Below are 13,884 nucleotides of genomic sequence, written 5' to 3' on the forward strand. Positions count from 1 at the left end.
GTTGTCATGGGGATGGACAAACCAAATGGACATGCGATCACGGGTGAATGCCGCCCTGAAGCAAGCAATGAAAGACAAAGCAGCCGAGCGTCTGTCGACGCTGCGGTTGATCAACGCCGCCATCAAAGACCGCGATATCGCGGCACGTGCGTCCGACAATGAAGAAGCAAAGGGATGCAGCGACGCAGAGGTTCTTGAAATCCTTGGTAAAATGACCAAGCAGCGCAAGGAAAGCGCCCGCGCTTACGAAGAGGGCGGTCGCCTGGATCTGGCCGAACGCGAGATTCGCGAAGTTGAGGTGATCGAGGAATTTCTGCCCAAACAGTTGGACGACGACGAGGTCAGCAAGGCCATTCAAACCGCCATCACGGCAACCGGCGCGGGTTCGATCCGCGATATGGGCAAGGTGATGGGCGAGTTGAAGACGCGCTATACCGGCCGGATGGATTTCGGCAAGGTCGGTCCGATGGTCAAGGATCACCTGTGCGCAGCATCAAACGGCGACTGCTGAGGCACTGGGCCCCGTGAATTGCTACTGCGCGACTGGCTCGCGCAGTCTTAGGACCAGCTCGTCATAAAGCGTGATCCGCTCATCTTCGGACAGAAACGCCCCGATTTCGACCTCGCGCCCGTCTCCGACAAGGGTGACATAATGCGGAACCGGGCCACCTTTCTCGTGCATCGTCGGTCGCGCCCAATAGCGGTTGCAAGACCATTCGTGCTGCTCTTTGCCGGGGGTGTGGTGCACCAGCCGCGCATGCGTGCCCGACAGGGTCAGAACCTCGAAAACACTGCGGGCGCGGTAGTTGGTCTTGATGGCCAGCCAAAGCCCCAGCACAGTGATCAGCAGAAACGGCAGCAGCCCCCACAGGATTACGGAACCAAGCGTGGCCAGCAATGGGATCAGGCCAAACAGGAACACCGACAATATCGTGATCATCGCCCCCCGCGGCGGCAGCGAGTTATGCGGCCAAAGCCGCAGTTCCTGTTCGGTTTCCGAGGTCTGATTCCACGTATAGGGCATACCGCGAACATAGCGCAGCGCGGCCTCGTGTCGACGGGTTTTGATCAGACGACGTGGCCGACCCGAGACCAGGACAGGGCGTCATCCAGACGATCGTCACCCCAGAATACCTCCTGCCGGACAACAAAGCTGGGGGCGCCGAAAACACCCAGTTTGACGGCGGTTTCGGTTTCCACCTCAAGGGCTGCGACGATGTCGTCGCCTTGCGCGCGCGCCAGGGTCAGTCGGGGGTCCTGCTGACACCGCAAAAGCGCCTCGGACAGTGCACTTTCGCGACCGGCTTCCACCCCTTCTTCGAACCAGATGCGATAAAGCGTCTGGGTGAACGTCACGCCCCAGCCGTCCATCATTCCAAGCACCGCAACCTGATTGGCCAGCGGCAGATTGGAAATCGGATAGGGCGCGGGCAGGTTGGCGTGGATGTGGTACTTGGCACAGCGGCGTTCGATGTCGCGCCACATATAAGCCGATTTCACAGGCTTTCCGGCAAAAGGAATATTCTGCTGAGCCGACATCACCGTACGCACGTTGAACGGGCGCCAGTTCACCGTGGCGTCATGCTGGGCACACCATTCGTCCAGACGCATCACGGTCAGGAAGCTGTACGTGCTGCCAATGGAATACCAAAAGTCGATCTCGGGCATTGCCGACCCTCCGACTGTTCCGTCCGCACATCATAGCCGATTTCGGGGCAGTTGGCGAACGCGGGGTGAGGGCAAAGAAAAACCCCGCCACCTGGGCGGGGTTTTCTTGGTTCAGATCGGGATCAGTGCGCGTGGCCCTTGTCCCAGTCTTCCTGCTTGGGCAGCTGCTCGAACGTGTGCTCGGGCGGCGGCGTGGGCAGGGTCCATTCCAGCGTATCCGCATACTCGTTCCAGTAGTTGGGCCGGGTCTCGCGCGCGCCACGCAGCAGGGCGTAGATCACGATGCCGAAGAACAGCAGGAACGAAGCGAACGAGATGAACGCACCAATCGACGAAACATAGTTCCACTGCGCGAACGCCTCGGGATAGTCGATGTAGCGGCGCGGCATGCCCTGACGACCCAGGAAGTGCTGCGGGAAGAAGGTCAGGTTGGCGCCGATGAAGAACATCCAGAAGTGAACCTTGCCCCAGAACTCGGAATATTGGCGACCGGTCATTTTCGCGAAGTAGAAATACATCCCCGCAAAGATCGCAAAGACGGCACCCAAGCTCATCACATAGTGGAAATGCGCAACCACATAGTAGGTGTCGTGATAGGCACGGTCCACGCCAGCCTGCGACAGAACCACACCGGTCACACCGCCAACGGTGAACAGGAACAGGAAGCCGAAGGCAAACAGCATCGGTGTCTTGAACTCGATGGAACCGCCCCACATGGTCGCGATCCACGAGAAGACCTTAACGCCCGTCGGAACCGCGATGACCATCGTGGCCAGCATGAAATAGGCCTGCTGACGCAGCGACATGCCGACGGTGTACATGTGGTGCGCCCACACGACAAAGCCCAGAACACCGATCGCGATAATCGCCCAGACCATCGGCAGATAGCCAAAGATCGGCTTGCGCGAGAAGGTCGCGATGACATGGCTGATGATGCCGAAACCGGGCAGGATCACGATATACACTTCCGGGTGGCCAAAGAACCACAGGATGTGCTGATACAGGATCGGATCGCCGCCACCGGCCGGATCAAAGAAGGTAAAGCCAAAGTTGCGGTCCATCAGCAACATGGTGATTGCGCCCGCCAGAACCGGCAGCGACAGCAGAATCAGCCACGAGGTGACGAAGATCGACCAGCTGAACAGCGGCACCTTGAACAGGGTCATGCCGGGGGCACGCATGTTCAGGAAGGTGGTGATCATGTTGATCGCGCCGAGGATCGAGGAGGCGCCCGATACGTGTACGGCAAAGATCGCAAGGTCCATGGACATGCCGCCCTCGGTCGTGGACAGCGGCGGGTACAGAACCCAGCCCACGCCCGAACCCATCTGATCGTTCCCACCGGGGCTCAGCAGCGAGGCCACACCCAACGAGGTACCGGCGACATAAAGCCAGAAGGACAGGTTGTTCATCCGCGGGAACGCCATATCCGGCGCGCCGATCTGCAACGGCATGAAATAGTTGCCAAATCCGCCGAACAGGGCAGGGATGACAACAAAGAACATCATCAGAACACCGTGATAGGTGATCATCACGTTCCACAGATGCCCGTTGGGCGTACACGGGTCGGCCATGAAGCCTTCAAGGCACATGTACTGAACACCGGGGTGCATCAGCTCGAGCCGCATGTAAACGGTCATCAGAACCGAGATCAGACCGGCCAGAGCCGAAACGATCAGGTACAGAATCCCGATGTCCTTGTGGTTGGTCGACATGAACCAGCGCTGGAAAAAGCTGCGCTGGTCTTCATGGTCGTGACCATGAATGGCTGCGTCTGCCATTATAGGTGCCTCCTGTTGCAACTACACCGCGCAGCCGGACCTCTCCAACGCGCGGGATTCCTGCTGGTTTTAGAATGCGTAGGGGCGACCTTCAATGGCCGAGTTTGATCTGGATCAAGATAAATGGCCGCACCCCCCTTGAAAACGGGTGTTCGAGAAGCCGGGATCTGAGCGTTCGGGGGGGCTGGTGATACAGCGGGCCTAGCGCCTGTGTTCAGGTCGCCCGCAATGGGTCCGGCTCTCAAAGCTGACCGGAAAGGCGTGAACCTTTGCCTCTGGCCAATCACCCGAACCGAGGACAGGGAAGGGGGGAGCCCCGAGACCTTCTAAGACATTCGTGCTTGCGCAGCGAACTACCTGTGGCCCACCCCGCCCTTGTCGCGCACCTTGAGGCGCATCGAGTTAGCCTGCCATCTAATAGGCTCACACAGCGTTCGGAACACCTTGAAGAAATGCTGATCACTCGATCTCGTTTTTGAATATCCTGCCGTCCTTCATGATCAGGTCGAAGTTTGCATCGGGGTCCGCGACCAGATCGATATCGTCCATAGGATTGCCATCGACGAGGATCAGATCAGCATAAGCGCCTTCCCGGATCACACCAAGCGGGCCTTCCTGGTACGGGTGGCGCGGTCCGGCGAGTTCTATCAATTCAGCATTTGTCGAGGTCGCCATTTTCAGAACCTCGTATGGCGTGTACCAAGTCTTCATCTTCGCCAGGAATTTGCCTTGTTTTTTCGCAAGCTCCGCATCGAAAAGCATATCTGTGCCGAATGCGACCTTCACGCCGATCTCTTTGGCCATATCGATTGAGGTCGTGGTGCCATCAGTAACCTCCACCCATTTCGCTGTGCTAACTGGGTCGCTGAATGAGAAAGCGTCCTCGTCGTCAAGCAATGGCTGGACAGACAACCAGACGCCGTTGTCCTTCATCATCTGTAGGGTTTCCCTGCTGAGCAAATTGCCGTGCTCAATGGTTTTGACCCCGGCTTCAATCGCCATTTGGGCAGCTGCATCGGTAAAGATATGCGAGGCGACGTAGGTATTGTAACTTTCTGCAACCGCGACGAATGCCTTCAACTCTTCGAGCGTGTATTGGCTCATGTCGAGCGGGTCATAGACCGACGAAACACCGCCACCGCCAGAAATCTTGATTTGCGAAGCGCCCATGCGCATGACTTCGCGGGCGCGCAGTGTGACGTCGTCAACCCCGTCCGCGATCAGCATCAGCCCCACACGGTTCCAATACCAAAGCGAGTCACCCGGGTTTGAAGGCGCGTCCTGGTAGGCACCGTAGTCAAAATGACCGCCCGTCTGGCTAATCGGAGGGCCAGAAGGCACGATTCGTGGGCCGGGAATTTCGCCCGCATCGATCATCTTCTTTGTCGCGAAGGGATTGCCGCCGACGTCTCGCACCGTCGTGAATCCGCGCATCAGCGTGTCTTCCGATCCCATGGCACCCCGGATTGCGATCTCGAGTATATCTCCGGAAATCACGGTGGTTTGAGCCGCGCAACAATATGAAGTGTGCCAGTGGACGTCGATGAGCCCCGGTATCATCGTGCGCCCGCCACCATCGATGACTGTCCCGCCCGCTACAGCGAGAGGTTCCGTGGTAACCGCAGTAATCAAGTTGTTGGTTACGACGACATTCGCACCTTCCAGTAGTTGTTCGCTTTCGCCGTCAAACACGTTCACGTTGGTGAACAGGATGGATGATCCATCCTGAGACATTGCCGGTGACCAGGCCAAGGCTAACGACAGCACGGTTATTGGAATACGGAAGAGAGCCGGCATTTACGAAATCCTTCTGAAGTCTGAACGGTCTGAAGATGCTCTTTCACGCTATACCTGTATATAACTCTGATCAACTTCACGTTCCGACCGTCGGAAATCCCAAGAGCCGCTCTGACAACGTTAAAAGGCGTCGGCGCGGCCTAGTTGACGAACGTCAGCTTCGTCCATCTGGCGGACCTTTGACTCGACCTGGATGAATTTCTCAAAAACTTAACCAGTTTACGTCCGATTAAGAGTTGCGAAATCTGTACTCTGCTGCCTAGGCAGGCATCACCTGTCGGGAACGCGCCGCATCTGTCTCTGAGGATGTGATCTCATGCCAAATCCAAGTGTACAAAACGTACAACGCCCTCTGAAAACCCGGTACATTTTGTACATTTCACGGCTCAATCCCCCGGCTTGACCCGGCGGGGCGGGTGGACCACAACTCGGGCAAAAGCCCCTCAAGGAACGGATGGCAACCATGGATTATGATCCCGACAACATCTTCGCCAAAATTCTGCGCGGCGAGATACCTTCGTCAAAAGTTTACGAAGACGCCGACACACTGGCCTTTATGGACATCATGCCTCGTGCCGATGGGCATTTGCTGGTGATCCCCAAAACGCCCTGCCGCAATGTGCTGGATGCCACGCCCGACCAACTGGCGGCGGTTATGAACACCGTTCAAAAGATGGCTCGTGCAGTGATGAAAGCCTTCGAGGCGGACGGTGTAACCATTCAGCAATTCAACGAAACCGCAGGCGGGCAGGAGGTTTTCCACCTCCATTTTCACATCCTGCCGCGTCATGACGGCGTGTCGATGCGCCCGTCTGGTAAAATGGGTGATTTCGACCTGATTGCCGAACATGCGGAGAAGATAAAACTCGCTTTGTAGTCAATATTTTACGGTCTGTCTGTGAGGTGATAATCCGGACGATTACCCACACCCGCCCGCGCATATCGCCGCGACCGGAGACAAGATATCCCGAAACCCTTCCTTGGGACCGACCAAGTGACTCAATAGCCGGATAACGCAGAAATCGCCTGCTCCCTTGCAACGCGAATTGGCCATAAGATTAAGCGGGAAGGGGGAAATGAATTGCCGTTCCGATTTGGGGTCGGAACGGCAGACTCGTAACCAAACACTTCTCGGATTTCGAGGGCGAGCCCTTGATCACCGGTTTAACATACCACTCACTCTTGATTGGCAGTTTCATATTACTCGTTAACAACTCCGGTGTATCCCAGAGAATTAAAATTTGCCTAAAGAATACCGTAAAACTGGATCGTTCTTGGTAAATTGCGACGTGTTTCGGAAACAGAGCCTTCCGCCCATCCATATTGTTGTATCGGGGAGCGACAGAATCTGATTCGACGACTGCTGAACCCCAGACAGAATCAGGTTTCCGAAGCGCCAAAAACCTCCTCAAAGGTTGTCTTCAAGGCCGCATCAAGATCATCCATGGTGACCGGAAGACCCAAATCCACCAACGAGGTCACGCCGTATTCGCTGATCCCGCAGGGAACAATGCCCGAAAAATGCTCCAGGTCCGGTTCGACATTGACCGAAATGCCATGAAAACTAACCCATTTTCGCAAACGTAAGCCAATTGCCGCGATCTTGTCCTCTGCCGGTTTGCCGGTCACCGTCAGCGGTTTGTCGTCGCGCCGCACCCAGACACCAACGCGTCCGTCGCGTATTTCGCCGTGTACGTTGAATTCAGCCAGTGCCGATATCACCCAGTTTTCCAGCTGCTTCACAAATTGGCGCACGTCGCGCCCGCGCTTGTTCAGGTCCAACATGACATAGGCCACACGCTGACCGGGCCCGTGATAGGTGTACTCGCCGCCGCGTTTGCTTGCATAAACCGGAAAGCGGTCAGGATCGGTCAGGTCTTCGATCTTTGCCGACGTGCCTGCTGTATAAAGCGGCGGGTGTTCCAGCAACCAGATGCACTCCTCCGCGTCGCCGCGCGCAATCCCGGCGACGCGCGCCTCCATAAAGGCGGTGGCGTCGTCATAACTGGTCAGACCATCGGTGATTTTCCATTCCATGGCGGCCTCATATCCGCCCAAAGCGGGCAGGGGAAGAGGGGTCAGGCCGCTTCGGCCAAACACTGTTGCAGCACCCGAGAATAGGTATCGACCCCTTGTGCGCCCGTCAGCAGGTATTTTCCGCCAAATACCATGGACGGCACACCAGAGATCCCCCGGCTGGTCCAGAACTGCTGTTTCTCTCGCACCAAAGCGATATGCTCCCCGGTCTCAAGCACCTGCCGTGCGGAATCAGGGTTCAGCCCGGCAGAAGTAACAGCCTGCAACAGAACCTCAATGTCGGAAACATCCTGTTGCCGGGTGAAATACGCGTCGAAAAGCGCAAGTTTCAATTGATGTTGCAGGCCCTGACCTTCGGCCCAATCCAGCAACTGATGCGCCTTGAATGTATTCACGATCCGGCTGTCTTCATCAAAGTTGAAGGTGAACCCCAGTTCCGCCCCGATCGCCGTTAGCCTGTCGCGTGCCTGCTGGCTCTGTTCAGGGGTCGAGCCATATTTCTCAGTGATGTGTTCCCGCAGGTTCTGCCCTTCAGGCGGCATGTTCGGGTTCAATTCGAACGGGTGCCAGCGAAGTTGGGCCTGGATGCCCTGCTGTTTCAAAGCCGCATCAAGCTGGCGAAACCCGACTATGCACCACGGGCACACGACGTCTGACACGATATCGATTTGGATGATGGGGCGGGTGTCGGGCGAAGTCATCTGCGGCTCCTGTCAGATCGAAACTGTGTTGTTTACCGGCTTAGATAAGGCTGCCGCGAAGGTTTTTAAACCAGCGTGTTTTTGCCTCTTCACATCGCGCGCGCCAACGTCTATACGCCGCTCTACCAAGTCACTGGCAGTGCGGTCGTGGCGGAATTGGTAGACGCGCAGCGTTGAGGTCGCTGTGGGGTAACTCCCGTGGAAGTTCGAGTCTTCTCGACCGCACCATTTCACATTTTGATGTGAAATCCGCTAGAAACTCAAAGATAACAGATGTTTGCGGAGTTCGATAACCATTTTCGCGGTCATAGGCCAATGGGGCTTTGAAGGCCGCTTTTATGATGGTTTTCTTCACGAGTAGTGATCCGTTTACATAGATGTTCCAAGGGCTTGAGAGGAATTCTCGCAAGAGTTCGATAATTTCACTAAGGCTGCGTGTGGGTTTGGTGGTGTGGGACAGCTTATCGGTCAGCAGCAGCTTGTCTTCTTCCAGCTTGGCGATCTTGGCTTCAAGCGCGGCCATTACCTTGGGATTCGAAGTCTCGATCATGCGCTCAACCAGCACATCTTGCTGCTTGTCCAACTCTTTGTGCTGGCGTTTGATTTCTGCCTTCGTCTGCTTGGCTTGATCCCCGCGCTGATCCCAAGCATCTTTCAACATGGACATCGCGATATCGAGCAAGTTTTTGCTTGGGGTCAGAGACCGCAAGATCGCCTCAAAGCCTGTGTCTATTTTCTCTGCACGAATACCTTTGCGGTACTCAGAACAGCCTTTCGTCTGGCAGTTGTAGTAGGGGTAGCGTCTGCCGGTAGCGCTCCGGGCATGGTACGCGGTCATGGGTTTGTCACAACACGCGCAGTTCACCGCGCCGCGTAGTGGGAAGTTTTCGTTGATGTCAGGACGCTTCGCCGCAACGCTCCTGCCACTACGCCGCTCTTGAATAACCTCATAGGTTTTGAGTGAGATCAAAGCCTCATGATGTCCTTCGCGGCGCGTGATGCCCCACGGCTCATGCTCAACATAGCCCGCATAGATTACGCGGTTCAGCATATCCGTCACCTTCTGCTGACGGATTTTCCCATCCGGCAGGTCTTTGGGAAAGTCAGGTTGGCTTTCTAAGAACCGTCGCACATCCGCCTGTGCCGAGAACCGACCAGAGGCATAGCCTTCCAATGCTTCCTTGATGATGGTCGCGACGGGTTCAACGCGGGTCAGCAATTTGCCATGCGATCCTGTCTTCTTGTACTCGTATCCGATAGGGGCAGCGAAGACGGAATAGCCGTTCATCATTCGCCCTTTCATGCGGTTGGAGGTTTGTTCCGCGTTCTTTTCGCGCTGATGCTGAGCCACAGACGCCAGCATGTGTTCCACGAGCCGCGAGTCGCTGTCCTCACCAAATTCAATGGACGGGCTTTCCAGAATGCCGCCCGCATCGCTGAGCGTTTCGCGCAGGGCAATATGAGCCTGCACGTTGCGGGCAAAGCGGCTGATGTCGTCAATGATGACCACAACGCTGTCCTTGGGGTGCAGACGCAGGAAGGCCAACATGCGATCCATTGCGGGGCGGCGTTCGAATTTGCCGGACATATCGTCCATGAACACCTCAACCACATCATAGTCTTTGTAAGTGGCGTATTCCCGACAACGGTTTTCCTGAGAGGCGAGGCCATCACCTTCGCGGACCTGCTTGGCCCCAGACACTCGCGCATAGATCACAGCCTTTGTTGGTTTTGGTGTTACTCCTGCCATTGGTCCTCCTCTGCGCGGGTCTGCGCCCATTTGTTGTTCAACAAGGATACCAAATCCGCGGAATCCTGATCCAATGCTTCTTCATCTTCTCCACAGATTTGCGGGATGGGGTGCAGGTCGTAACCGAGATCGACAAACATCACGACGATGGACCACAGAGTTTCGATCAGTTCCTGTTGCTGATCCAAAGGCATGTCGCTGTCTTCCAGCATTGCCGCGTAGACTTCCCAATCTACCGAGAGGCTGGGTCGAATAGGCATATCTTTTTTTTATCTGGCGGACAGGTCATGCACGCGCTCCTTTCTCTGAAATGTTTTGGTGATGGGTTCGTTCCACTATGGTCTCGCCATAGACTGAAATGAGAACAAATATAGAACATATAACCACATCATCTTGCCCCACGCAAGAATAATTCTTCAATCATCCTATGCGCTTAGATGTGACCTTACCGTGGCAGGCACACGATGGTCTCAGGTGAAAGGAGGGTGTAAACGGGTGATCGAGAGTGTTGAAACGATTATCCGATGGGGTTTTCCGGCCAGTTCTCACGGCCATGACGCACACGCAAAATTCTCACCATCCGGTTATCGTCAACCAGATAGATGATTACATGCGCATGCACCGGATGGATGCGGACGGGTGGGGTGATTTCATCTCGCAGACGAGCCATCTCTGGATTGTCGGCAATCAGTTCAATCGTTTGGTCTATTTTGTCCTGATAGGCTTCGGCCTGTATGACGCCAAAGTCTTGAACGCCATCAATATAGATTTGGATCAGATCGGCTTCCGCCTTTGCAGAAAGGCGATAGTTCATTCCGATGCAGCAATTCCAGCCTGTTGTCTGGCAATAGCGCGAATTTCCGAAAGGGATTTGTTGCTGTCTTCGCTGGCCATTGCTTCATCGACCAGACGTTGCATAGCTGCGATCTTGGAGGCACGGTCCTGATCATGGCGGATGAGGTCACGCATGTATTCACTGGCGTTGTCGTAGCGCCCGGATTTCATCTGCTGTTCCACCCAATCCCGCATGGGGTCGGGCAGGGAAATATTCATGCTGGCCATATCTGGTCCTCCTACGCATAGTATGTCACAAAATGACAAATATTGCCATAGGAACATAATCCTGATGTCATTTGAACCAAAGAGTAAGGCGCATAAAGCGAAGCTTTACAAAGCCCTAGTCGCGGCAGCGGAACTGGCAAATGAACCGTTTGATCAGTTCCTGCAAACTCCGTTCGATCCGGCTTGGAACCTTGCGGACAACTATCGGCGTAACCTGCAACGGGGGGAATATTCAGCGATACGGGCGAAGGTGCTGTATGACTTCCTGCTCAGTCATCACTTCAATATCGCGCATTTGGAAGCACCGGAGATATTCCCACAAACGCCTGAGATGAGGTGGCGAGAGATATTAGATGAAATGGCGACATCAGATCGGTTTCGATTGGCCTTGGTGTCGACGGCGATGGGGATCATTGAGCGCGAAAGCCACTTGAAATCAGCGGACACTGCTATTCGGCTTGGTGAGCGCTTTTGCTTCGAGCTCGATAGTGAGGCTGATGGGCACGTGGTTGCATTCCAGGGTGTGAGGGGGCAATGGCATAACATCCCGCTCGGCTCAGACGGTGAACCATGCGCTGAAATTCAAGCGGGTCAAAATCGCCTGCCAAAAACGATGGAAGGGAAACTTGATCCGCTGACTGAAAGCCAAGACCAAGGTTTGCATGAATTTGTACTTATTTCCAGCGATACCCCTGATATTCCAGCAAATATTGTTCAACTGAATATCTGGGTGAAAGAACACAACTGCTTAGTCCATAAAACTATGGCCAGATTCAGAGCGTAAAAGTACCAACCCAACGCGATTTACTGGCTGCGGGTTGGGTTCATTGAATTGAGTCAATATCCAAACAAGTTCTTTAGGCATACGAACAATGATGATGAAATAGCCCAAGTCAGCATCGCTACGGTTGCGACAGCCGCGAGCAGCAATACTCTTGCGAGACCCCGAATGATCTTCCAAGTGGGTCGCCAATTGGGGTGTTTTATTTCTGTCTGATCGCTAAATGTACCAAGAGGTGCCGTGAGGAAACGATCCCAAAGACCTCCACGATCCAGTTGAGTTCGTATATTTTTGGGTTCCAGTGCGGAGGAGTGAGAAAACAGCTGACTGTGCACGTTTTTTACACACAAACTATTGAAACCCAAGTAACCCGCAGGGCCTGAATCCGGGATAGCAAATTGTGCAACCCTCACGGGTAGGTCCTTCCCGCCGCTATGGCAAAGCACGGCTTCGACACGACCTGCGGCTATGTGTCTTTCCCAGTCATATTGGGGGGAGATTACTGATCCGACGCAAATCACTCTGCCGAACTTCTGATCCGAAAACTCCTGGGACAACAATAACTTTGAAAATAAGAGGCTACCGAAACTGTGGACGATCACATCGGGTGGTTCCGTTCGCGCTGACTTCTTTGAGTTCTCAATAGCAGATAAAATTTCTGCACCCAGCTTTCTGACCAGCTTTTCATGACGGAAACGAAAAAAAATCCCCAACCGTTCAAATCCATACTTGTAGATTAGAACTGGTGCGGCATACGCAAGTTTGTTTGAAATGCGCCAACTTAGTTCTTCTTGCCAAGGCCCCCTAGTGTTGAAGCCGTGAATGACTATCATCCAGCGAATGTCTCTACTTATTGGTGAACGAGTACTGTAGTGCCGCTGCTCAAGTGGTTCACCAGCATCTGCAAAGCTCTGGTCGCATACATTACATTTTTCTGCTTCAAGTTCTTCGCCTGTCAGCGGTCTCGATACTCCAGCTTTTTCACACGGTTCCGATGAGCAGTACTGGGCATCAGTGGAAAAGATTATTCCTTCTTCTAGAAGCTCCTCGAGAAGTGTAATCACTTCTTCAGTGCTGACTTTGTATGAGGCATCTTTTCTTATCAGGTCAGGGTCTAGTACTGATGATGTGTTGGTTTCCAATCTTGATTGAATAACCTCAACCAACTGTTCATCGTGACGACCAATGTATCTGGCAGGGTCAATTGTCATCTTGACGAATTCACTTCGTGTACAATCAAACCAACGTCTTCTCGTGTGCACTGAGCCCAAATTCTAATGCGGGAGTCCGTTCCTGAGCCCTCAACCTTTACTTGCCGAGAAAGGCCAGGCAGATTTTCTGAGTTGAAATGAAAAATTCCATCCGATGACGAAAACTGGTTTGCATCAATGCCGTTTTGAGCTTGCCGAATTGCCTCGATATCGTGAATCCCAGTTTGTGGAGCGGTTGCAACCAAATTGACATGACCTCCGTCCACGTTCATCTTGACTGAGTTAACCTTCAGCTCTGGTTTTTGATTGAGCTTGCTGAATGAGCTGCTTAGAGAAATTTTTTGCAACGGAGTGTCGGTCACAGAGAAGGTGTCCAGGTCTGACCAAATTTGTGCAAGAATCTCATCGTGGACCCCACTTTCATTAGGGTGCGTGATGAATACTGCGCAGAACGGGCTCTCAAACTCCCAAACGAAACGAGCAATTTTTCTTTCCGATTTCTCTCTATAGGCTCGAAATTCATACTCATCGCCATTGATGTCTTGTCTATAGTCTTTTGCCTTCGAACGTACCCAACTGTCTCTTCCTTCTCTCCACCCCAAGGACAGTTCTGTATCGCTCAGGGTTGCAGTTTTGAGGGTCAACTCATCTGGGAACTCGTAGTTCTCATGATCTTGTAAAATTGCGGAATGTGGTGACGCGTGCATGGCACCTGCAAGGTCCGCTTTTTCAATCTTAGGGAGTTCGAACAAATAAACATGCTGATTTCCCCAGCCTTCGATGTCGTGAAGCCACTTGTCGATCTTGGTTTGATCGATCAGACCTTCGTCAATCCCTTGACGAAGGTTAACAAGGAATTCCTCCTTGTTTTTCCCGATCCTCACACCGTTGTTGCGAAGAAGCTCCTTGATAAACTTGTTCCCTTGGGAAAGTACGATTTTTTCTGCAATTTCTTTTAGTTGAGCTGTATTCATATCCGCCGCGTACTACTCTATTATTATTCTCTTGGACGTGTCGCGGTTTGCTGCCGCTCCTTTGATAGCATTTATTGCAGCAAAGGAGACGAACTATGGGACTGAAACGGACGGACGAATTT

15 protein-coding genes, 1 tRNA gene and 1 pseudogene are annotated in these 13,884 nt (G+C 53.8%); 5 read left to right on the forward strand and 12 right to left on the reverse strand.

Features of this window, described 5'->3' with window-relative positions; genetic code table 11:
* Window positions 1-25: 25 nt before the first annotated feature.
* Complete coding sequence (locus tag ACR0M3_RS09900; protein WP_267366166.1) at window positions 26-511, forward strand: GatB/YqeY domain-containing protein; 486 nt, start codon at window positions 26-28, stop codon at window positions 509-511.
* 21 nt (window positions 512-532) lie between these two features.
* Here the strand turns inward: ACR0M3_RS09900 and ACR0M3_RS09905 are convergent, their stop codons facing one another.
* The 4 genes from ACR0M3_RS09905 to ACR0M3_RS09920 form a co-directional block, all read right to left on the reverse strand.
* Window positions 533-1,024: a DUF2244 domain-containing protein gene (locus ACR0M3_RS09905; protein ID WP_480485972.1), complete on the reverse strand. Its 492-nt coding sequence runs from the start codon at window positions 1,022-1,024 to the stop codon at window positions 533-535.
* A gap of 44 nt (window positions 1,025-1,068) precedes the next feature.
* Window positions 1,069-1,668 (reverse strand): DsbA family protein, encoded by a 600-nt coding sequence (locus ACR0M3_RS09910; RefSeq protein ID WP_480557277.1) that lies wholly within the window; start codon window positions 1,666-1,668, stop codon window positions 1,069-1,071.
* A 122-nt stretch (window positions 1,669-1,790) separates the two neighbouring features.
* Window positions 1,791-3,449 carry a cytochrome c oxidase subunit I gene (gene ctaD / locus ACR0M3_RS09915; RefSeq protein ID WP_267366169.1) on the reverse strand — a complete coding sequence of 553 codons (1,659 nt, stop codon included), beginning with the start codon at window positions 3,447-3,449 and terminating at the stop codon, window positions 1,791-1,793.
* Window positions 3,450-3,908: 459 nt separating this feature from the next.
* On the reverse strand, window positions 3,909-5,147 hold the full coding sequence (locus ACR0M3_RS09920) for a metal-dependent hydrolase family protein (RefSeq protein WP_480481396.1): 1,239 nt from the start codon (window positions 5,145-5,147) through the stop codon (window positions 3,909-3,911).
* Window positions 5,148-5,700: 553 nt separating this feature from the next.
* On the opposite strand from ACR0M3_RS09920, the gene ACR0M3_RS09925 reads away from it, so the two are divergent.
* Window positions 5,701-6,123, forward strand: coding sequence for an HIT family protein (locus ACR0M3_RS09925; RefSeq protein WP_480481394.1), 423 nt, complete (start codon window positions 5,701-5,703; stop codon window positions 6,121-6,123).
* Window positions 6,124-6,626: 503 nt separating this feature from the next.
* Here the strand turns inward: ACR0M3_RS09925 and lipB are convergent.
* Window positions 6,627-7,283 carry a lipoyl(octanoyl) transferase LipB gene (lipB, locus tag ACR0M3_RS09930; RefSeq protein ID WP_480481392.1) on the reverse strand — a complete coding sequence of 219 codons (657 nt, stop codon included), beginning with the start codon at window positions 7,281-7,283 and terminating at the stop codon, window positions 6,627-6,629.
* 41 nt (window positions 7,284-7,324) lie between these two features.
* Window positions 7,325-7,984, reverse strand: coding sequence for a DsbA family oxidoreductase (locus ACR0M3_RS09935; RefSeq protein ID WP_480481390.1), 660 nt, complete (start codon window positions 7,982-7,984; stop codon window positions 7,325-7,327).
* A gap of 141 nt (window positions 7,985-8,125) precedes the next feature.
* Here ACR0M3_RS09935 and ACR0M3_RS09940 point away from each other — a divergent pair.
* Window positions 8,126-8,212 (forward strand) — tRNA-Leu (locus tag ACR0M3_RS09940).
* Between the two features lie 223 nt (window positions 8,213-8,435).
* Complete coding sequence (locus ACR0M3_RS09945) at window positions 8,436-8,861, forward strand: hypothetical protein (RefSeq protein WP_480773601.1); 426 nt, start codon at window positions 8,436-8,438, stop codon at window positions 8,859-8,861.
* Here the strand turns inward: ACR0M3_RS09945 and ACR0M3_RS09950 are convergent.
* The 4 genes and pseudogenes from ACR0M3_RS09950 to ACR0M3_RS09965 all read right to left on the reverse strand — a co-directional run.
* Window positions 8,763-9,764: pseudogene (locus tag ACR0M3_RS09950) on the reverse strand (recombinase family protein); the annotation flags it as partial. The gene ACR0M3_RS09945 and the pseudogene ACR0M3_RS09950 overlap by 99 nt on opposite strands.
* A complete protein-coding gene (locus ACR0M3_RS09955; protein ID WP_480773602.1) occupies window positions 9,722-9,994 on the reverse strand; it encodes a hypothetical protein in 273 nt (90 codons plus the stop codon). The gene ACR0M3_RS09955 and the pseudogene ACR0M3_RS09950, both read right to left, overlap by 43 nt.
* A 257-nt stretch (window positions 9,995-10,251) precedes the next feature.
* Window positions 10,252-10,548: a type II toxin-antitoxin system RelE/ParE family toxin gene (locus ACR0M3_RS09960; protein ID WP_480773603.1), complete on the reverse strand. Its 297-nt coding sequence runs from the start codon at window positions 10,546-10,548 to the stop codon at window positions 10,252-10,254.
* Entirely contained in the window at window positions 10,545-10,796 is a 252-nt protein-coding gene (locus tag ACR0M3_RS09965) for a type II toxin-antitoxin system ParD family antitoxin (protein WP_480773604.1), read from the reverse strand. Before ACR0M3_RS09965 ends, ACR0M3_RS09960 begins: the two co-directional genes overlap by 4 nt.
* A 64-nt stretch (window positions 10,797-10,860) precedes the next feature.
* Here ACR0M3_RS09965 and ACR0M3_RS09970 point away from each other — a divergent pair, with 64 nt between their 5' ends.
* A complete protein-coding gene (locus tag ACR0M3_RS09970; RefSeq protein ID WP_480773605.1) occupies window positions 10,861-11,580 on the forward strand; it encodes a hypothetical protein in 720 nt (239 codons plus the stop codon).
* A 53-nt stretch (window positions 11,581-11,633) separates the two neighbouring features.
* Here the strand turns inward: ACR0M3_RS09970 and ACR0M3_RS09975 are convergent, their stop codons facing one another.
* Together ACR0M3_RS09975 and ACR0M3_RS09980 are read right to left on the reverse strand one after the other, a co-directional pair.
* Window positions 11,634-12,788 carry a hypothetical protein gene (locus ACR0M3_RS09975; RefSeq protein WP_480773606.1) on the reverse strand — a complete coding sequence of 385 codons (1,155 nt, stop codon included), beginning with the start codon at window positions 12,786-12,788 and terminating at the stop codon, window positions 11,634-11,636.
* Entirely contained in the window at window positions 12,785-13,762 is a 978-nt protein-coding gene (locus ACR0M3_RS09980) for a hypothetical protein (protein WP_480773607.1), read from the reverse strand. Before ACR0M3_RS09980 ends, ACR0M3_RS09975 begins: the two co-directional genes overlap by 4 nt.
* Window positions 13,763-13,884: the final 122 nt, after the last annotated feature.

Source organism: Ruegeria sp. O5, from assembly GCF_056535105.1.